We start from the raw sequence: 21,825 nt of genomic DNA, 5'->3' as shown, positions 1-21,825 counted from the left end.
TGTTTTATATTCGATTAATATGGATTCTGAACAGTAGCTCCATGGGATGATTCGATTTCAATCTGAGGAATCGGAAGATACTTTTTGTTCTCGGTCCACTGCGGACGCTGCGGAATAGCTGCTCCTGTCCCTGTCCATTTCAGTTCGCCGTTGATAACCAGGTTGAGAGGTTTACCGTCTGCGTTGGTTTTAACTTCGCCTTTCGGCTTGTCCTGCGTAACGGTACCTTCCGTGCAGACAAAACGATGGGCATCCTTTGTCACATAAATAGCACCGCCACCCGGTTTCAGGACTTCAGCGGCTTTACCGAAACGAACCAGGTCGAAATAACGTTTCCCTTCGCCCAGCAATTCTACACGGCGTTCCTGCATGATGGCTTCTTCGGTAATCGCTTTGGGACTCAGACCGGCACGTTCGCGTACCTGGTCGAAATAACCTTGTGCTTCTCCCGAATTGGTGCGCCATGCCAGTTCTGCTGCAACCAGCAGTGTTTCTGCATAACGATACAGATGAAAGTTGTTTTCCCAGTTCAGGTCCGCATCACCAGCCTGGTCAGCCTTACCGCCCGGACGGCCTAGATATTTGCGCAGGAAATAACCGGTGTTCTGATAACGGCCCGTATAATTCACAGCGATTCCCCTGTTCATCATTTCCTCCTGGTACGTATCCAGGTTCAGGACTGCTACATCCCGACGGATATCTCCCGGTTCAAAGGCTTCATATGCATCCCGGGTAATCACACAGAAACCCCAGCCACCTTCAAATTCAGTATACGGGCCATGTCCTGTTTCCTGGCCGCCGACGTAAGTCAAACCATCCACACCAATCATAGCAGGGATGACAGTACCCCCACAGGCCCCAGCGTCTCCCCAGCCGCGTTTACCACCGGCAGAGATGTAGTTGATATCGAGGATGATTTCGTCGGACCATTCCGTAGCATAAGTGAACAGGTCGTCGTAGTCCGTAACCAGCTTATATTGTCCCGAAGCGATAACCTCTTTTACATAACCCAATGCTTTGGAGTAACGGCTTTCGTCTTTCTGGTACATGACATAATCGGCATAGATCATGGCAGCGGCTGCCTGAGTCATTCGTCCGGCCCATGTGAGTTCACGTTTCATCGGAAGAATTTTGGAATCCAGCACCTCTTCCAGGTCGGTTACCATGTTATTGTATACTTCGTCTGCTTTCAACTGTTCTGCGATATATGGGAAAGTCAGATTCTCCGTATAAAATGGAACATTTCCCCAGGTTTTCCACAATACCAGGTAATACCAGTCGCGCAGTACCCGTCCTTCCGCGTTGTAAGACTTTTTATCTGCTTCGGAGATGTTTGCCTCTTCAGCATTGTCCATTAAGCGGATGGAGCGGTTGATGCCGGAGTAGGCAACGGTCCATGCTCCTTTTATGTCATTGGTAGGGCTACAGCCATACCAGGAGATTTCGTGAAGATAACCCTGGTCGGACGTGTCGCTGCCACCCGGGTAAATATCATCGCTTGCAGCATCCCAGGCAAGGTTCAGAGGGAACCAGCCGTTAAAATAATCGAACCACTGCATCGGGTCGTAAGCGGCTGCCATGGCTTCTATCATTTTGGCATTGTCAGTATAATACCCTGTGATGGGCACACTGCTTGCCGGTTCTTCGGTTAAGAAACTGTCGCCGCACGAAACAAGTCCTGATGCAAGTAGTATGGCAGCGGCGAAAGTATATAGTCTATTCTTTTTCATATCGATTCCGTTATTAAGTGATTAGAAATTAAGATTTAAGCCGACAGTGAATGTACGTGCCTGCGGATAATAGCCGCGGTCGATGCCGTTTGATTTATCTCCGGCTGCGTCTGTCGCATTTATTTCCGGGTCAAGACCTTTGTAAGAAGTCAGTGTCAACAAGTTCTCGGCAGCGACATAGAGACGAAGTCTGTCGACAAAGAATTTGCATGTCAGGTTCTTCGGCAAAGTGTAACCTATCTGCATATTTTTAATGCGGGCGAAACTGCCGTTGTGGACGTATAAATCGGATACTTTCTTCCAGTTGCCGTTCATATCGTCACCCGGGTAACAGAAGCGGGGCATTGTGTTGGAAGTACCTTCTCCATGCCAGCGTTTCATAAATTCCTGGGGTACATTAACGGAAGACACATCCAGGCGGCGGGTTACGTCCATAATATCCTGTCCCAATGAACCGGAAAACAAGACTGAAAAGTCAATGTCTTTATAAGCGGCCGTCAGGTTCAGACCGAAAGTCCAGTCCGGAGTACCTTTACCAATCATGGTTTTATCTTTATCGTCGATTGTACCGTCTTTGTCAAAGTCTACGAATTTCACATCTCCGGGAACGGCAAGCGGCTGCAATTTCTCTCCCTTGCTGTTTGTATAAGCGTCGATTTCCGCCTGATTCTGGAAGATACCGGCTGTCTTGTAACCGTAGAAGTAAGGATAAGGCATACCGTTCTCCGCACGGCCGACATTTCCCAGGATATGTACCTGGTCCATCATCTCGAAACCGTCGGCTGTGCCTAAGTCTACCAATTTGTTTTTCAAATAGGAGAGGTTGGCGTTGACGCCGAAACGGAAGTCCTTGTGGCTATATTTATAACCGACTTCAAATTCAACCCCTTCGTTTTTCATCGAACCGACATTCCCCCAGGGTTTGGATTCGCCCAGATAATTCGGTATGGCCATTTCTTTCAGCATACCGTTGGTCTTCTTCTGGTAGTAATCGACCGTAAAGGTCAATGCGTTACCCAGGAAGCCGAAATCGATACCGGCATCATACTGTTCTGATTCTTCCCACATCAAATCGGCATTAGGAGTGCCGGAAGGCTTGGAACCCATTACGATTTGTTGGCCTCTGCCATAAGCGCCGAAAGGATAGTTGTTATTCATCGATACATTCGCCGTGTAGCGGAAGTTACCGATAGCCTCGTTACCGTTCTTACCCCATGAAAGGCGTATTTTCGTATTGGTCAGCCAGTCCGGGCGTTTTTCCATAAACGATTCGTTCGTTAAATTCCATCCTAAAGAAACGGAAGGGAAAGTACCCCACTTGTTGTTTTCACCGAAGCGTGATGAACCGTCGCGGCGTACGGTGAGCTGCAACATATAACGTTCGGCGAAGTTGTAGCTTAAACGTCCGAAATAAGAAGCCAGCGAGTTCGGGTCGGTTAATCCTCCTTCGGTATTCCGGTTTCCGTTGTTCGGCAGGGAGGTCGTAAAGTCTATATTGGCCTTATCACCCATGTAGGCAATCAAATCTTTTGCCATACCGTACAGGCGGCGGCCTGTGTTGCGTTCGGCAGACTGTCCTAATACCACATTGAAAGTATGCTGGCTGATTGTTTTGTCGTAAGTCAACACATTTTCAATCTGCCAGGTATAGCCGCGGTTCATTTCGGACATCACGCTGGAACGTCCGTCTGCAATGGATTGGTTGCAGTTTCTGCCCAGATAATAAGGGTGATTCCATTCGTCATATCCCCAGAATGCAAGGTCGGAACCCCAGGAGAACTTATATTTCAGGTTATCCCAGATGCCGAGTTCGGCCGTCAGGTTGGCAATGACTTTGTCTGAATTGTTTTTTCTTCCGGGCTGTGCGGACATGCGGCCCAGCGGATTCGTAATTTCGTTGAAGTTTTCCGGAATCTGCAATACCTGTCCGGTGAGCTGGTCGCGTACAGGGTCGCCGTACTTGCTGCGGATATCTGCCGTATAGCCGTTTACGTGATCCTCATCCTGTGCATATACTTCCATGGTCGGGTCCAGGAAAAGGGCATCCCCCAGCGGAGAACCGGTCAGGTTACCGGCGCTTACCCCTATATTGTTTATACGGGAATAAGACATATTGACACCGACGGTCATTTTTCTTAACCAGCTGCGGTTCTTCGTTTCGTCGAATAAGGTATAAAGGGTATTGCTGCGGAATGAAAGGCGTTCGTAGTTGGAACGGTCGTAGTTTCCACCGATAATACCTTCCTGGTTATAATAACCGGCGGAGAAATAATAGCTTACTTTCTCGTTTGCCCCACTGATACTTAACTGATGGTTCTGTACGGGAGCGCCGTCGTTAAACAATACATCCTGCCAGTCGGTGCCTACACCCAGATTGGTGTTTGAAAAACGGTCGGTGCCGTTGGAATACTGTTGTGCTTCGTTCATCAGGGTCGCGTATTCGGACGCATTCAGCATACTGCGTTTTTTCCAGGCGGATTGCCAGCCATAAGAGAAGTCGTAAGACACTTTCACTTTGCCGATGGCCCCTTGCTTGGTCGTAACCAAAACAACCCCGTTGGCGGCACGTGAACCGTACACAGCTGCCGAAGCAGCATCTTTCAATACTTCGATAGAAGCAATGTCGGCCGGATTGATGTTGTCGATACCTCCGTTGATGGGCATGCCGTCTACGATATAAAGAGGGTCGGCGGTGTTGATGGTGCCTGTTCCGCGTACACGGATAACTGAGCCTGTACCCGGTTGGCCGTTCTGTGTGGTCACCTGTACACCGGCTGCCAGCCCTTTCAACGCATTATCGACACGGACGGGAGCTGTCTGGGCCAATTCGTCCGCACCTACTTTGGCGATGGAGGCCGTTACCACACTCTTTTTCTGCACACCGTAACCGATAACGACCACTTCATCCAGCGCCTGGTTGTCTTCCGCCAGCGTAACGGATAATGGCGCATTGCCTGAAACAACGATGGATTGGGGTAAATAACCGATAAAAGAAACGACGATGGTAGAGCCTTTTTCTACCTCATTGATGGTGAACATACCGTCCAGGTCCGTCATGGCCCCGTTGGTGGTTCCTTTTACTACTACATTGGCGCCGATGACCGGTTCGCCGAGGGCGTCTTTGACCTGTCCACTGACTGTCAGTTTTTGGGCAAACACAAATGTCGGAAATAACAATAGGCACAACAAAGGTATCATACCTTTAAGAAGCCTCTTTTTTAATAAAATGTTTTTCATAAGACGAATACATTTTTTAAAGTTAACGTACTAATTTGTTCTACACTTTTTGTACTTGCAAAAGTATAGCGCGAATAACCGGTACCAATGGACTGGTAAACCGGATCGGTAAATCTATAAAATTGTTATATTGTTGATATATAGTGGTTTGAATATGTGGTTTGATGTGTAAAAAGTAAGTTCCCGAATGTAGTCGGGGAGGCTTTTCCGAGTGGTTTCAACGCTCTATCTTCCCTAAAGATTTCACAATATCTGCAAAATGTTCTTTAGGAACGATTGCTTTGCTGCGCGTTTTTAGCCGGTTATTGTAGACTGTTTGAGGGGAGCAGTGCAGGAACTCGGCAATCTTCACACTGTCACTGATGCCAAGGCGTACCAGGGCGTAGATACGAAGTTCGGTGTTCAGCAGTTCTCCCTCTTTGGGCATGATTTGTTTGTCCGGTTGCAGCAGGGCATTGAAATCGGAGACAAAATCAGGATAGATATGCAGGAAGATGGCATCGAAATTACTGTAAAACTCTTTCAGTTCGTTGGCAGCCAGTGTGGATGAATCCGTCATCTTTTTGACTTCATCGATCATACCGGTCCTGATTTTCCGGTTGATATTTTTTCGGTATTCGTCCAGTTTACTGATATAGCTGGAACAGATATTGAAGACGTAACCGATATATTCTTCCTTGACATAATTGGATTCCGTCAGCTTGGAGTTCGTGTCGAGTAATTGTTCATTTAGCGACTGGAGCTGACTGTTTACTTCTGCCAGTTGCGTATGCGCTTTTTCCAGTTCGCCTACATGTTTGTTCAGGGTCTGGTTGGCATCGTTCAGTTTTCTGCGGGACTCTTTCAGTCGTTTTATCTGTAGTCCGATAAAGAACAGTGCAGCCAGCAGGATCAGCGACAAGGTGCTGACGATGTACAGATACCGGCGCAAGTCGGCTTCCTGTTTTTTGTTTCTTTGTTCGTATGTCTTATGAATGGCGTCTAGTGCGGACGAAATGCCGACCATACGTATCCTATTCTTATAGAGTTGTGCACATCCCAGGCAGTAGTTCAGATAAGAATATGCCTGATCGATGTAACCTCTTTCATACAAGGTTTTTCCGAGCTCTTCCAGCGAAGCGATATCATGGTTGGCCGACCGTATATCAGCCATGGCTGATAAAATGAGGAAACGAAAATAATCATCTTCGTTTCCTTCGTCTCTATACATGATTGCCAGGATATAAGCGTTCATTGCGTCTTTCCTGGAATCGAAGGAGGCGGAAGCAAGTTCTTCTTTCAATTGCTCTTTTACTTCTGCTGCTTGTGGAGTTTTGTTGTATTGCCAGCCTTTGTACCATAAACCATATGGATGGTTGTCAGGAATACTGGCGAAGATCGAATCCCGATAGGTTTGTTCTTTCGCATAGTAGAAGGTACTTTGAGCGGTGTTTTCTCCGGAATATTGCCCGTAATGAGAGTAAAGATACATCATTTGTCCATAGTAGTCCGTTTTGTAATAAGGCGACAGGTTTTCGGGGTTTATTTCATTCAGGGCATCCAGTCCCTCTTTCAGAAAACCAGTGGCTGTCAAAATGAACGACTGTTCGATCTTCCACTGTGCAGCCCATTGGGGATTATTCAGACGCTGTGCTATTTCCAGATTTTTATGGATATAACTAAATGCAGAGTCGCTGTCATAGACCATATATTCTTCATAAAACAGTTTGTTCATCCAGTATTGCTCTTCCTCTGTTGCAACTTTCTGTTCCATTTTCCTCAGGTCCTCGATTCTTTTTTCTTTAGCAATGACAAAAGTCTCATTTTTAGCCAACAACGAGTCCAGGCTGGCCAGCATTTTCTCCGTGTTGTCCGATATTGTTTGCCCGGTCATGTTTCCGGAAAGGACGAGTAACAGTAAAAACAAAAGTATTCTGGTGCACATCTTATTCGATTTAAGGTTTATCCGGTTCAAAGATAAAAAAAGAGGATGAAACACACCCTCTTTTTTTGCTTTTTATAAATGTCGGTTATCTGCTTTACGGCTCCATCACCACCTCGATACTGTTTCCCTGGTCGAGTAACTTTTTGGCGAAGGCCTGTATTTTGGCGGGAGTGATGCTGTTGACTGTTTCGACGTATTTGGTCGAACCGTCGAAGCCTTTGTAATAATAGTTGTCCAGCGTGTTTAACCAGTAACCGTTCTCCTGAAGGCTTTCTGCGTGACGTTTCAGGATGTTGTCCTGCGTCTTTTTGAAATCTTCCGGGGTCGGGCCGATGTCGGAGATACGTTTTAATTCGTTGCGGACAATCGTGTTCATTTTTTCCCGCTTATCCGGGTCAGTGTCGAAATAGGCCTGCAGGAATGTTTGTCCTTTCGGGAAGGAAGAGATGCGGGCGGATGTCTGTACGCCGTACGTTCCGCCTTCGTCTTCGCGGACCTTTTCGGTGTAAACAAGGTCGAGTACCTGCTTCAACATGGTGGCTGTAACGATATTTTCCAGGTTATAGTCCATCTGCCCGGAATAGAAATTCACGACGGAGGCTTTCGGCGTCTCCATCTGGCGTTTGAAACGGTTCACGTAGTCGCCTTTGCGGATGGCGGGTACTTCTTTCGGGTTGCCCTGCTCTATCTTGCCGTTTGCAGGTAATGTAGCCAGGTATTGTTCTACCAGCGGACGGATACTGTCGGTGTCGATGTTTCCTACGAAGGTAAAGACGAAACCGGAGGCATCGCCGAAACGTTCCTTATACATTTCCATAATACGCGGATAGCTGATATTTTTGAAATCGGTCGGGTCGATGCGCATCGCACGCGGATTGTTATTGTAAATGGCTTTCGTCAGCGAGTCGCTGAAGGCAACCATCGGATTCAGTTCCAGGTTCTTCAGCTGCGCTTTCATGCGGTTTTCAAAGGAAGCGTATGCCTCTTCGTCTATGCGCGGAGCAGTGAAGCTGAGATAGATCAGTTCGAACAGGGTCTTCAGGTCGGACGGGGTGGAGGAGCCGTTCACGTTTTCGCTGTCCAGTCCCAGGGAAGTGGAGCAGGATACTTTCTTTCCGGCCAGCATCTTGCCCAGATCGGTAGCCGAGAAATTGCCCAGGCCGCCCAGCTCGATTACCTCATTGAACACTTTCAGATTGTCGATGTCTTTGTTGCCGAACAGTGTGCTTCCTCCCGGGCTGGTAGCCGTCATTTGTATTTCATCCTTTTTGAAGTCCGTGTGTTTCAACACGACTTTGATGCCGTTGCTCAATGTCAGGACGGTAGCGCCGAAGAGCGGATCTTCCTTGCTTTCCGTGATCTTGCCGGGCGCCGGCAATGAGGGGATCAACGGTTCGTCCGATAAGGTCTCCCGGTAAGGTTCGACAGGAATCTGCTGTGCTTTCATAAAGTCGCGGAGCAGTTCTTCGTCGGTAGGATAGGAGAGGCCTTCCTTTTCCGGACCGGTCAGGCTGATCACGATGTTGGTATCGCCGATCATATCCTGGATATACTTGTTGACCTGTTCTACCGGGACGGCCTGTGCAACCTGGCTGATCAGGGCGTATTCCGTTTCGATTCCCGGAATATAACCGCCTTCGGTGAAGTGACGTACGTATTCCTTGGTGAATGCGCTGTTCCTTTGTTTGTCGCGGTCATTGTAAAGGGACTCATATTGTTTCAGCACATTGATGCGGGCGCGATCGTATTCCGACGGGGTGAAACCGAACTGTTTCACACGTTGCGTTTCCGTTACCAGCGCATTCATGGCCGAATCCACTTCGTTATCTTTCACCAGTGCGGCTACCGACCAGGCGCCTTTCGTTTTTGAGATCATAAAATCGCCGTCGGAAGCCTGGGCGGCAACGAACGGAGGATTGGCTTTCTGTACCATCTCGTTGAAACGTTCGTTCATCATCGTGGCTGCTACGCTCTGGATATAATCTTTCACCAATCCGGCAATCGTTCCGTACATATCCTGCGGCATCTTGTCGTGTTTATAGGAGATGGACAGGATTGTATTCGAAGCCTCTTTGTCCGTAGCCACGGAGATCAGCGGCATGTCATTGTCGGGCACTTCAAACATAGGGCGCGGAGCCGCGTTTACCGGTGCCGGGATGTCGGCAAAAATCCGTTTGACGGCCGTTTCTACCTGGTCGACATTGATGTCGCCTACGATGATGATCGCTTGCAGGTCGGGGCGGTACCATTTGTGATAATAATCGCGCAGTTCATCCGGTTTGAAATTGTCGATCACGTCGATTGTGCCGATCGGCATCCGGTGGGCATAACGGCTGCCCGGATAGATTTTCGGAAGCTGTTGTTCCCATATGCGGGCCTGTGCGTCCTGGCGTGTGCGCCATTCCTCGCGGATCACGCCGCGTTCCTTGTCGATCGCAGAATCGGCAAGCGTGATGAAGCCAGACCAGTCATGCAGGATCAGCAGGCAGGAATCGACTACGCTTTCGCGTGTCACCGGGGCATTCATGATCATATAAACCGTTTCGTCGAAACTGGTATAGGCATTGAAATTTTCACCCATACGCATGCCGATGCTTTGGGTAAATTCGTCCATCCCTTTGTCCGGAAAGTTTTTCGAGCCGTTGAAGGCCATATGTTCCAGAAAGTGTGCCAGTCCGCGCTGGTTCTCTTCTTCCAGCATGGAGCCTACGTTTTGGGCGATATAAAAGTCAGCCCGTTCTTTGGGTTGTTCATTATGACGGATGTAATAGGTTAATCCGTTCGGCAACTTTCCATAACGAACCTGCGGGTCGATAGGTAACGGTTGCAATTCCTGTTGCTGGGCAGCCAGCTGGAAAAGACAGAAGAAGCTCAACAGGAATGAACTTAAAAATCTTTTTTGTCTCATTTGGGATATTTATTTATTTTGTTTCTTCATTATCAGCCGGCAAAACATACATAACATGCGTGCCGCCTCCTATTTTGGATACAACATTTTTCTCTGTGAATAGTTTCAGGTCGGCGGTAGCACGATAGCGCGAGCAGCCGTTCAGTCCGGCGTAATCCGGGGTTGTAATCCGTTTGTTTCGTTCCAGATAATCCAACATTCGCTTTTCGCGTTCCTCGAACGTTAATTTTTTAGGTGTTTTGGTATGTTTCAGTTCTGCATTCCTCAGTTCTTCTTTTAGCTTTTCCGAACAACGGAAGTTTACGCTGTCTACCGTTACGGTTATTTTCTTTCCGTCGGCAGATGGGCGGGTACGCAGTGAAGGCGAGAAATGTCCCAGTTCTTCCAACTCCACATGTTGCCCGCTTTCCAAAGAAAATCCGATCGCCCATACGAACGAGTCGAGTACAGCCTTCACATCGGCCGAAGAGATCGTCGATCGTGAGCAGATCATTTTGCATAGATGATCCATTTTTACCGTGCTGTCGCACAATGCCCGTGCATGGATTAACTTCGGACCTTTCCTGCCTTTCGGCCGTGGCGTTTCGTGGATTTTGAATCTGATTCCCATTTTTATTTTGTTTTATACTGGTGTGCCTGAAAAAACAACACGTAGCCTTCCCGTTTTCCTGCCGACGGAATTGCCTGTCGACAATTGTCTGCAAGCCTGTCGATAATCATGAGCAGGTCTGTCGATGATTATGCGCAGGCCTGCTCATGATTATCGGCAGGAAAAAAGGTTGAGGGCAAATATACGATGCAATAGCAGGAATTGTACTCAGGGTAGGTATAATTATGGAATATTTATACTATACCTTATTTCTATATCTTGCCGGTATCGGCAAGATGTGCTATCTTTGAAGTGAAAATCGGTGTAAAACTTGCCGATAGAATTTGAATATGAAATATATTTCAGTCGGAGAATTTGCAGGAAAGTACGGTGTTTCAGAGCGTACGGCACGTAATTATTGTGCAGTCGGAAAGATTGAGGGTGCATTCCTCACAGGCAAGACATGGAACATACCGGAAGACGCGGATTTGCCTTCACAGAAAAAGTCGAAAGCGAAGATTATGCCTTTGCTTGCTGTGTTGCGCGAACAGAAACAGATGAAATTGAAAGGTGGTATCTACCACAAAACGCAAATCGATCTTACCTATAACTCGAATCACATCGAAGGCAGTCGTCTGACTCATGACCAAACCCGTTATATTTTTGAGACTAATACCATCGGAGTAACTGATGAAAGCATCAATGTGGACGATATTATCGAGGCCACCAACCATTTCCGGTGTATCGATCTTATCCTTGACAGGGCTGAGGAGAATTTATCCGAGACTTTCATTAAAGAATTGCACAATATTCTGAAATCCGGTACATCGGATAGCCGGAAAGATTGGTTTGCCGTAGGCGATTATAAACGTTTGCCAAATGAGGTTGGCGGTGTTGATACAACACTGCCGGAGAACGTTCATAAAGAGATGAAGGCACTGTTGAAAGCCTATAATTCGAAGAAACAGAAATCTTTTGATGACCTTTTGGACTGGCACTATTGTTTTGAGGCGATTCACCCTTTTCAGGATGGTAATGGACGTGTCGGTCGTCTGATCCTGTTTAAAGAATGCCTGGCAAACGGACATGTCCCCTTCATTATCACCGAAGAATTGAAAATGTTCTATTATCGAGGATTACAACAGTGGGATCATATCAAAGACTATTTGCGGGACACTTGTCTGACTGCGCAGGATACTTATAAAGAGGTACTGGATAAGTATAGGATTAAGTATTGAGATTCGAATATTTTATGGAATGCCGGATGGTGTAAAGTCCCTTTTCGCTATATTTTTCACAAATGACAATATGATTATTATTTGAGTGTTTTGTAAACGCATTGATACGTTAAAAAATATTACCCTGTGGGGTATTTCATTTTATCCGGTATATTAATCCGGTTTACCTGGTAGAGTAGTGACATTTTGATAATGGAGGAAATCTTTTATAAGAAGTAAGATTACGGAATGTTGTTCGGTTAGCTTGTTCGGTACTTGTTCGGTCAACTTGTAGGAGGAAGTGATATTTTTGTGTTAGACTCACGTTAATTTAATTCTTTAATAGATATAATTATTTGTTTGTAGCTGTATTGAAAAAATTGATTATTAATAGCTTTGGATTGAATTGTTTCATTATCTTTGAGGCTATAACAATTATGCCATGCAGCGATGAGATACCTATCTTACATAGTATTCTGTCTGTTCTCTTTCGCGATGTGTACTGAACAACCAAAAGAGTTATTGCCGGAACTGTCTTATGCAGAGTCGCTTATGCAACGTTGCCCTAACAGTGCCCTGGTGGTATTGGATTCAATGGAAGTACCCTCTCCGTCAGATAAATTTCAATATGCTACGTGGTGTTTGTTGATTACCCAGGCACGTGATAAAAACTATATAAAGCATACTTCTGATTCCTTGATCAATATTGCATTGGCTTATTTTGAAAAACAGGATGATCCGGTATGGAAAGCGTCAACTCTATATTATGAAGGACGGGTTAACCAGGATATGAATAATGTAGAGGAGGCTACTGATTTTTATTTACGGGCTAGGGATGTGGCGAAGAATACGACGGATTATAGATTGCTTTGTTTGATAAATACTCATCTGGGAACATTGTATGCTTATCGTAATTTGCCAGATTTGGCTTTTGAGGCTTATAAAAACGCACATACTTATTCAATGCAATTAAAAGATAGCACTTTTATCTCAAATACATATTCTGCTTTAGGACGTGTTTCAATGCTTAACAATAATCTGCAGGAAGGGTTAGATAATTATAAGAAAGCGATAGAGATTGCAGAGCAATCTGGTAATTTAAAATCTTTAACATTAGCTTATGGGGAAATATCGACAGTGTATCAAGCTTTATCAATGCTTGATTCTTCCATGTATTATCTAAAGAAATCAAAGAAGATAGAAGAAAAGTATAATGCTTCTGCTTTATCACAAACCTATTTAGGAATCGGGGAAACCTATTATTATATGGGATTATCTGATTCTGCTTACTACTATTTGGAAAAAGCATTGAATACTATTAATCCTTATACAAAGCAAGATGCAATACATGCTTTATACTATTTATGTAGGGACTTAGGGAAATATGAAGATGCTATTAAATATAATGAGCAATATTGGGTTTATAAAGATTCTATAGATAACATAAATCGTAGTTCAGAGATAGCAAAAATTCAGGCAAAGTATGAACGGGAAAAATTGTTGAATATTAATAACGGATTAGAAAATAGAATATTATGGGGCTCAATAATACTATTATTAATAATATTTGTATTAATATTTTTTTATCAACGTGAGTTGCTCAAAAAAGAACGTATAATTAAAGAATCTAGAAAACAGTTGCAGATTCGTTTAAATCAATTGCATGAAAATGAATCTATAATTCATGAAAATGAAAATCTGATAGGAGTCTTATCCATTCAAATGGAGGAGTATGTTGGTTCGCAAGAACATATAAATAATCAAATGGATGAAATGGAACGAATCCGCCAAAATAATGCAACATTGCAGACTCAAAATGAAATATTACAAGGAGATATAAAGAAATATATTTCCAGTTTGAAGGAAAAAGGAGAGGAGTTAAAAACGTATGAATGCCTGACTACAGAAAATACTTATTTGTTTGAGCGACAAAGATACCTATGTTCTCAATTAATTAAGCATATAAATATACTCGATTGTTTAAAGTCTGATCCGAAATATATCGAGGAATCCCAATGGCCTGAAATTTTTGAATCGATAAATATCGTTTATCCGAATCTGATTGAGCGTTTGAGGAAAGACTTTTTTTTAACAGATAGTGATCTCCTAATGTGTTGCTTGATAAAATTGCAATTGAATAATTCTATTATAGCTGAATTGGCGGCCATTTCTCCCTCTTCCGTAACTAAGCGTAAACAACGTTTAAAAGAGCGGATCAATCAGCATCTAAAGACTCCGCTAGGGGTTGAAACTTCCATTGATACTTATCTTTGGAAGTACTGAGAAAATCCTTGTCCACATTTTACCTTTGACTCATACTTTAAAAGTGTTTATTATTAAGCTTTAGGGTGTTTTTTTCTGTCCACCTTGCTGTCCATTAGTTTTTACCCATTTCTATTATAAACCGCATACCTTTGTAGTGTAGAAATTTATAAAATTATCGTTATGAAAAAGATCCTCAAAAAGCTTGCATGGGCAATATGTGTATTTTTTGTTTTCAGTAGTCTATTACTACAGAGTGTTTCAGCGAAGGGAAACAATAGTGTTTCACTTTATGGAAGATGGAAAGAAGATGTTCGTTCCATTTCTTCTCCAATTCCAATCTCTGCTTTTGTTAGTGATGGTGTTTTATCCATTCATAGTAGTACTCAACGTTCCGATATAACAATATGTATATCGAAAGACGGAAAGATACTTTATGAAGAAATGATTCCGGCATCGGAGACGGATTGTGTTACAATTGATTTGAGTGAATTTGAACCTGGAACTTATTCTGTTGAGTTGAAAAATCAATGGGATGATTGCCTTGGGGGTGAATTTATTCTTGGATGAATTGATACTAAAACCATGGGATAAAATATTCCAAAGGAAAATCGCTAAATAAAATTAGTGAGTGAAAGTATTGTATAACGCTTTTTAGTAAGAAGCATAATAATTATCAAAGGTATGAAAAAGAGTTTTTATTATTTTTTCGTAGTAGCCGTACTTCTTGGAATGTTTGCCTGTTCACAAGATGAAGTTGAAATCTTCCATGAAAGTGATGTGTTTAAAATAGAAACAAAAGCTCTGAATGGTGAGGATTCATTATCTGTTATCATTCCACTAGTTATTGATTCTAATTTAATTGAAATGGCTAAAGCAAAAAAGGCAGCTGTCTATTATAATGCGGATGATCCTGATTATTCCTCCAATATGTATGCAATCAGAGAAATGCCAATATATATTCGGGCTAGAGGGAATGAAGGTTTTTTATCATCAAATGGTATAGGTAAAGAAATCACTTTATCTTCTAGGATAAACTTCCGTACTTGTCGGTTCTATTTAAAGGTGTTACCAAGTTCGTCTGGTATACCTTATCTAATTTATTCGAATGATACAGGTACACCTTTATCTGTCGGACAGTACGAAAATGACCCCAATAATAAAGTTTTATTTGCACGATCAAATAATACCGGATCTCTAATGTCAGCCGATTGGGACCTTATTCCTTCATCGTCATATAAGGGATATTTTGTAATTGAAAGTCAATCTTATTTAGGGCAGGCAGATCCCAATAATCCATGGTCAATCTTTAATTATGTGCTTGAAACAAAGAGTGATGTAAAGCTAGGTTTTGGTCAGTATACAAAAAAACCTGAACAAGAGTTTTCTATTTCACCTGTTGATGATTTTACATTACATCACATAGAGTTTCACAAGGATGGCTCTACTGTAACAAAACGTGCTCCAATGAAACTGATTACATATGGTAAAAATCAAACAGACGAAAAGAGACCTTTTACTATTAAGGGAGCTCTTTATGCAAAAGATGAATATTCTTTTACTGAAAACAGTGCTTTAAAAATCATTCCGAATAACGCTAGTGATATGTATTATCGTCCAACAGTAGAAGCTGAGAGCCTAGTTTTACCTCTTCCTGTTGCTCCGAAGGATGACCCAGACCCTATTCGTGAAAAAACGGATATGCTTTATTCTACTACAACCCAAATAATAGAAAGAACTTTATCTTTTGATATCGAAGGTTTAGCCCCGGCTAACTGTAAAATAGAAGCAACGAGTTTTTTAGAGAACTACAATGTATCAGCTAAATATACAGCATATATGACATGTAATTATGGTGGAAGTGAAAGACTGGTTAAGATTAACGGAACATGGCGTGGAGTCATCTGTACAACATTAAGAGACGATAAATATCCGAAAGACCTTTTTAGATTCTTAGACTTGGATACAGGCGAAGAAATAAAACCCTGAAATCAGTTTTATCACGAATAATTTTTTAAGTAAATAAAGTATGAAAAATATTATTATTTCTCTGACAATATTAATGACAGCGATATTAGTATCCTGTTCTGATGAATTAGATAAAAGTAGTAATGTTCCCGGAAATCAGTCTTCGGAGAAAGAAGGGAACGTTATTATTCAGCCTAGAAACCCTAATTTACCTAAGATAAAACCTTTTGATATCAATAAATTACAGACTAAAGGAGATATATCAGGTGAAACAGGAAACTCTGACGCATTTCTTGGGCGAGCTTATAATCTTAAAAATGGAAATTACATTTTGGGAGATTTTAGTAATGTCAGTCATCCGGTGATAGACCTGAATGCTGTAAAAGCATACGATCCGAATTATGTTGATGGCATAAAATTAAATATTACCGAGACAAAGAGTTTTGCCTATGATACGTTTGAAAGATACCAGTATAATTCGACAATCACGAAAAAAGTAACATCTGGTTTTTCTCTTAACTTGAAGATTTTCACATTAGGTAAAACGAAAACAACTACTGATGTTTTCAAAACAGTAATAGATAATACGAAGGAAGCAACATATGGTGAACTTAGTATTAATTTTACGAATAGCCAATTCTCACTGCAAAATTCAGAAGCTACGAGAAAATTATTTGCCAGACAGTTTTTAACAAAATCATTTATCAGAAGTTTGTATAATTCTCCTATATCGTCAACACTTGATAGTTATGGTGATTTTGTTTTGACTGGTTATTTAACCGGTGGAAAAGCTTATGCTATTTATGCAGGTAATGCAACATCAGAAGACCGTACGGATGTTAAAGAAAAAGATATGGATAAGTCGATGAATGCATCACTGAATTATAAAGGCAATAGTACAAGTGGTAACTTGGGGATTACGGGATCTAATCATAATGATGAGACAAACACTTTTAAAAGTAACAATACCTATGTTAGTATAAAAACATACGGAGGAGTACGAGATGGAGGAGAGGCAGTTGTGAATGTTAAAGCCATTAAAGACCTGAATGTAGATTTAACATCATGGATGCGCTCGCTTAATAATGTATCAAATCATACAATGATAGATGTAAAAGATAATAGTTTATATCCATTATCGGATTTTGTACTGGAGAAAAACTTCAAACAACGTTTTGATGATACTTTTAATGAAGTGTTGCCAACCTATACAAGTTTAGTATATCCTTATATTGAAATTGTTAGAGTAATGGTTCGAGCAACATCTTCATACGAGGCTGTATATGATGTTGCTGCCGTTTTGGTAACAAGACAAGCTGATAGGATTATACTTAGTGATGGTTTAGCAGCCACCGCTACAGATGAAGAATTAAGAAAGAATGAAGATGATGCGGTATTCATGAAAAAAGTCGAGAAGATTTCTGCTGAGAAATCTCAATTATTTAGCTCTGATATAGAAATCGGATATAATAAAAGAACGAGGTTGAATCCTAATTTGAGATCACCTCTTTGTATTAATCTTGCAGGATTCAAAGAGAAAAACTTTTACAAATTTTATTATGAAAAGACGAGTATGCAATATATTTATGATCCGTCTACTCGTATTTGTTTTTCTTATTTTGTAGATGAAGGTGATGATGAAGTGCTTGATATATATGGGATAAGAAATTGGGTGGAATCATTGCCGGATAAAAATATCTCGATAGCATCTTTAGCTAATTCATATAATATTATTGGGTTATAAATTAAAAAATTTCAGTATGAGACTTGTTCAGATTTTATTGTTATTCTCATTGAATTTATTTTTATCTGGTTGCGATAGCGATGATCATAAAAATAGTCTTAACTTTAGTGCAGCCTCTCTAAAACAAACACAGTGGAAAGGTACATTCGATGAATCTTACATAGCATCGTTTGGGGAGCCTGTATCAACAACTGCAAATGCTGGGATTTTCTTTGAGTCAGAAACCAAGGGACGATATAGTCTGAAATGGGAAACTATGGATCAACCGACTGAGAGTACCTTTGAGTATCGCATTGAGGAAAAAGTTTTAATTGTTGAAAATGGAGGGGTTTTAAACGGTCATTGGTTGCTGATTCAATCAGATAAGGATACAATGGGATTGGAAAAAGGAACAAATGGAGAGGGGGCTTATAAAGGTATTTTGACTTTGAAGAGAGTTTCTTAAATCTCTAATCGGATCATAATGTGTCAGATTTGTATGTAAATAACATAATTTTAAAAGTGTAAATCAAATAATGAAATTGATCCTACTGTTATTACAGTTTATCTCGTATAATCTATAAGATTAATACATTTTATTCTAATATAATTATAAATATCTACAATTATGAAGAGAGGCTTAATTTATTTATCGGTAGCATTAATAGGACTCCTTATGTGCCAATGCGAATTTAATACAACTGAATCTCCTAAAACAGAAAATTCAGAAGTAACAACAGAGATCAATGCGGAAATATTGACGATTGATCAGAAAAAGAATGATGAGATAAACCAGAAAAACCAAGAATCATGGCGGGAAGCTAAGAAACTCCAGTTTGCTGATTCTGACTTTTTACAAACAAAACAGCAGATGTCAGATGATGCCATTGCACCCTATGATTACCATACTGGTCTTGTTGGAGATAAAGCATATAATAATATTGTTTATATGAAGGCTTTGGAAAGAGTAAAAAAACATTTGTCAGTAGTGGATGGCCGGCTTGTTCCAAAGTTGAAATCAGGGGCGGAAATCAGAATAGCAGAAGATTTGTATAAATTTATACTCAATGTTATTGATTCTTGGAATCAATGGATAAAAGAAGGTAAATTTGAAATTATAAAAACAGATAATGGATATGATATAGCGCCTGTTATTGATGATAAAATGCAGCCTTTATCTTATGCAAAAGATCTTACACGAATGGGACATAGTGAACGCTGGACTGCCATAAAAGAAGTTGTCGATAGGGCTCCGGCAGGAACATATATACATGAACATTTTTTATTAAACTTTGGAACAAGTACCCTTTATGGAGAGTATACTGGAACAGATTCTAAAAAAAGAAGATACTCTGTTTCCGATGGCTGTGGTACATGGGGAGAATCAGATCCTAATTGTATATATAACTATATTGCATATGATGCTGATATTAATGATTCGCAATTTTATATTTATAGCTTAAGAAACTCAAATCATCAAAGCCTTGCAAGTTATCAATTACAAAAATAGTATAATCGTACAATTATTCCATAGAGAGATAGGGCGTCTGGTTTTCGACGCCCTTCTTTTGCCTCAGTTATGGTCTAGCAGTAGACATTCTATAAACTGGGGGCAGATATCGTTCTGATTGTTGTGTCATCTAATACAAATTGGTGGTATGCCAACAATCCCAGCGGGAATATGCGCTTTTGGGATTTTTGGGGATAATTATAAAAAGCTTGAAGTCTTTTGAAGCAGGAGAAAAAATAATTGCTATATTGCAGGTCTTAATAATTAATAGATCTCCGTATTTATGAAAAAAACTGTATTAGCTTTGTTAAGTCTTTGTCTGCTTTTTTCGTGCGGTTTATCTCGGAATGAGAGTGAAGAGCATGTCTATACTCTTAATGTGGACGAGGCGGAGAAAAAAGGCTTTAGTTCGATGTTCGACAGTGTCGCTTATATTCCTTTGGAAACAACCGAAGAATGTGAAATCGGTCGGATCAGTCGGGTCTTATATCATAATGGGAAATATATTGTTGCGGACGAGTTGACCAATACGGTTTTTATTTTTACAGAGGATGGTCGATATTATTCTAAGATACAGGCTACTGGCAATGGACCGGGAGAATATGCGCAGATGGCCGATATTGCCATCGATAAGTTTGAGGAAAAAATTAAAATCTTGGATGCTATGCAGGTGAAAGTTGTTTCTTTTGATTTGGATGGCCACTTTACGGGAGAAACGAAACTACCGGTATCTCCTTCACCCATACGCTTTTGCCAGGTAGATAGAGATAAATATGCATTCGATTTTGAGCGTTCTTTTTATGAAAAGGAATGGCAATACAATTTATCAGTAAATCAAGAGGATTTTACTGGTGAGATCAGTAAATTTATACCTTATGATAAACCTTTGAGCATTTGTTTTTCTTCGCGTGTTACTCTTCAGGATGTAAACGGTGAGGTCCTGTTTATACCCTTATATAGTCCTACTGTATACACTATTGAGTCGTCGGAGCTAAAGCCTCGTTATATGTTTGATTTTGGGGATAAATGGGTTAGCCAGGAATTTATAGATACTGAATGGAAAGATGCTATTGAGTTTATGAATAAATTAAACAATGCGAATTTTGTTCACTACTTCAATATGTTGGAATCCGGATCACATATTTATGGTGAATTTATGTACGGGGAAAACAAGTACTATCTGCTGATAGATAAGGAAACCGGTCATCAGTTTCTGCAACAGGGGATGAAGGACGAGAAATACCAATATGAGAAATTTTCTATGTGTTGTGTCGGAAATCAGTTTGTCATTCCTTTATCTTCTGTAGAATACAATTCGATGTCCGGTGAAAAGGGTGTTCAATTGCCGGAAGATAATAATCCGGTGCTGATGTTTGCTACTTTTAAGAAGTTCTAATTATAAACTGGTGTTGATATGAAACTATTACTGTTGTTATTTATTTTAATGCAAGGTTTTACGGGGGATGAACCTGACTGTAAGGCTTTTTATGAGAAAACATTGTATCCGATAGCTATCAAAGGCGATCTTATCAAAAAAGAAAAGACGGACGAATACTATCTGTTGTATGTGAAGAATGAGGAAGATGGCGGGAAAGAACTTGTTGTCCGGCTTCTCAAAAACCAAACGGGAAAAAGTATATTCATCTTTGCTTCGGATAAGAGTTTGATCAGTAAAAGAAAAGGGGAAACGGCTCTTCATGTCCTGGCTCCGATGAATGGCGGTTTCAATGGACGTATATTTCCGGATCTTTGCGAATGAGAATCTCTTAAAAATACGAAACGTTCTCATAATTCGGGTATTATCTGTCCGGGAATTCTAACATTGGTGTATCTTTGCTCCGGAACGAATGAAAGATAAGGTTTGTGGGTGGAAGTAAGAAAAGTATTAATTTAAGAAAATACGATTATGGATACTCTGAATTTAAAATTTCGTTTATTGCTTTTATTGGTTACGGTAGGTACTGTTTTAGGTTCATGCGCATATGATGACGATGAAAAGATGTACTCTTCGAGGAGTTATGATGAGACTTATGCATTGCTGCGTCCTTATATAATCGTGAATGAATATGATGAGTTTGAGCTTAGTGCAACCAAGGAGGTTACCGATCCGTTGAGAATTTATCCGGGGCATATTGCAAGACTAAAAGGTGATTTGCATAGTATAAATCTACAAACGAAAAAAGCATTGAACGATTACCAATGTTCGCAGGTTCTGATGGTTACGGAACTCCAGGGCGTCCTGGTTAAGAAAACAGCTTTTAACCTTACATATGAGATTGGTTCGAATGATCCGGGTCTGATAGCCACGCGGGCCGATGCTTCTATGGTTATTGATTCTGAAGAGGGGGGAAGTGCCTCTTTCACCGGTGGAACTCAGGTAAGGACAGATATTTCCATTTTTCCGGGTCGGAATTCTCCCTATGTGTTGACTTTTGATTGCAGTACCGGGAAGCTAAGTAATGATCAGGATTATATTTATTGGGTGGGTACAGTCGGTACAACACTTACAAACTGGTGGCATGCCAACAACCCCAACGGGAATAATACTCAGTGGCGTTTCAGTGCGAATGGTTTAAGCAATGGAGCTCGCGGACATGTCTCTTTCCAATCGCGATAAAATCGCACTCACCCCGGTCTTTGTAATAGAATATGTGTTTGTATCATTGTTAGGTTATCAAACATAACTTATACAGGATGATATTTTCTGATGTTTATAAGTTATGACTTATAAAATTATGAAGATAATTGAACGACCTG

Annotated in this window: 15 protein-coding genes; 10 read left to right on the top strand and 5 right to left on the bottom strand. The window is 41.4% G+C overall.

Going from position 1 to position 21,825, the window contains the following annotated elements:
- Nucleotides 1-14: 14 nt before the first annotated feature.
- The 5 genes from NBH14_RS24475 to NBH14_RS24455 all read right to left on the bottom strand — a co-directional run bounded on the left by NBH14_RS24475 (nt 15) and on the right by NBH14_RS24455 (nt 10,409).
- On the bottom strand, nt 15-1,730 hold the full coding sequence (locus tag NBH14_RS24475) for a RagB/SusD family nutrient uptake outer membrane protein (RefSeq protein ID WP_186957811.1): 1,716 nt from the start codon (nt 1,728-1,730) through the stop codon (nt 15-17).
- Nucleotides 1,731-1,751: 21 nt separating this feature from the next.
- The gene (locus NBH14_RS24470) at nt 1,752-4,967 is read right to left on the bottom strand and encodes a SusC/RagA family TonB-linked outer membrane protein (RefSeq protein WP_186957810.1); all 3,216 of its coding nucleotides are present in this window, start codon (nt 4,965-4,967) and stop codon (nt 1,752-1,754) included.
- Between the two features lie 217 nt (nt 4,968-5,184).
- The gene (gene susR / locus NBH14_RS24465) at nt 5,185-6,891 is read right to left on the bottom strand and encodes a SusR family glycan utilization regulator (protein WP_186957809.1); all 1,707 of its coding nucleotides are present in this window, start codon (nt 6,889-6,891) and stop codon (nt 5,185-5,187) included.
- A 94-nt stretch (nt 6,892-6,985) separates the two neighbouring features.
- Nucleotides 6,986-9,799, bottom strand: coding sequence for a M16 family metallopeptidase (locus NBH14_RS24460; protein ID WP_186957808.1), 2,814 nt, complete (start codon nt 9,797-9,799; stop codon nt 6,986-6,988).
- Between the two features lie 13 nt (nt 9,800-9,812).
- Nucleotides 9,813-10,409 carry an HU family DNA-binding protein gene (locus tag NBH14_RS24455; protein ID WP_186957807.1) on the bottom strand — a complete coding sequence of 199 codons (597 nt, stop codon included), beginning with the start codon at nt 10,407-10,409 and terminating at the stop codon, nt 9,813-9,815.
- Between the two features lie 329 nt (nt 10,410-10,738).
- Between NBH14_RS24455 and NBH14_RS24450 the strand changes: the two genes are divergently transcribed.
- The 10 genes from NBH14_RS24450 to NBH14_RS24405 all read left to right on the top strand — a co-directional run bounded on the left by NBH14_RS24450 (nt 10,739) and on the right by NBH14_RS24405 (nt 21,685).
- The gene (locus tag NBH14_RS24450) at nt 10,739-11,626 is read left to right on the top strand and encodes a Fic family protein (RefSeq protein ID WP_186957806.1); all 888 of its coding nucleotides are present in this window, start codon (nt 10,739-10,741) and stop codon (nt 11,624-11,626) included.
- Between the two features lie 474 nt (nt 11,627-12,100).
- A complete protein-coding gene (locus NBH14_RS24445) occupies nt 12,101-13,888 on the top strand; it encodes a tetratricopeptide repeat protein (protein ID WP_244050530.1) in 1,788 nt (595 codons plus the stop codon).
- Between the two features lie 162 nt (nt 13,889-14,050).
- Nucleotides 14,051-14,437 (top strand): DUF3244 domain-containing protein, encoded by a 387-nt coding sequence (locus NBH14_RS24440; protein WP_128134582.1) that lies wholly within the window; start codon nt 14,051-14,053, stop codon nt 14,435-14,437.
- A 114-nt stretch (nt 14,438-14,551) separates the two neighbouring features.
- A complete protein-coding gene (locus NBH14_RS24435) occupies nt 14,552-15,856 on the top strand; it encodes a BSAP5b family pore-forming toxin (RefSeq protein ID WP_186957804.1) in 1,305 nt (434 codons plus the stop codon).
- A 40-nt stretch (nt 15,857-15,896) separates the two neighbouring features.
- A complete protein-coding gene (locus NBH14_RS24430; protein ID WP_186957803.1) occupies nt 15,897-17,579 on the top strand; it encodes a BSAP5a family pore-forming toxin in 1,683 nt (560 codons plus the stop codon).
- A 16-nt stretch (nt 17,580-17,595) separates the two neighbouring features.
- On the top strand, nt 17,596-18,024 hold the full coding sequence (locus NBH14_RS24425) for a BSAP-5i family immunity protein (RefSeq protein WP_128134579.1): 429 nt from the start codon (nt 17,596-17,598) through the stop codon (nt 18,022-18,024).
- Between the two features lie 162 nt (nt 18,025-18,186).
- Nucleotides 18,187-19,068, top strand: a complete 882-nt coding sequence (locus tag NBH14_RS24420) for a hypothetical protein (protein ID WP_186957802.1) — start codon at nt 18,187-18,189, stop codon at nt 19,066-19,068.
- Nucleotides 19,069-19,351: 283 nt separating this feature from the next.
- The gene (locus tag NBH14_RS24415; protein ID WP_186957801.1) at nt 19,352-20,464 is read left to right on the top strand and encodes a 6-bladed beta-propeller; all 1,113 of its coding nucleotides are present in this window, start codon (nt 19,352-19,354) and stop codon (nt 20,462-20,464) included.
- An 18-nt stretch (nt 20,465-20,482) separates the two neighbouring features.
- On the top strand, nt 20,483-20,827 hold the full coding sequence (locus NBH14_RS24410) for a hypothetical protein (protein WP_186957800.1): 345 nt from the start codon (nt 20,483-20,485) through the stop codon (nt 20,825-20,827).
- Between the two features lie 147 nt (nt 20,828-20,974).
- Nucleotides 20,975-21,685 carry a hypothetical protein gene (locus tag NBH14_RS24405; protein WP_186957799.1) on the top strand — a complete coding sequence of 237 codons (711 nt, stop codon included), beginning with the start codon at nt 20,975-20,977 and terminating at the stop codon, nt 21,683-21,685.
- Nucleotides 21,686-21,825 lie beyond the last annotated feature (140 nt).

Source organism: Parabacteroides caecihominis, assembly GCF_023656785.1.
Classification (GTDB): Bacteria; Bacteroidota; Bacteroidia; order Bacteroidales; family Tannerellaceae; genus Parabacteroides; species Parabacteroides segnis.
This window is presented reverse-complemented; position numbering and strand designations above follow the sequence as displayed.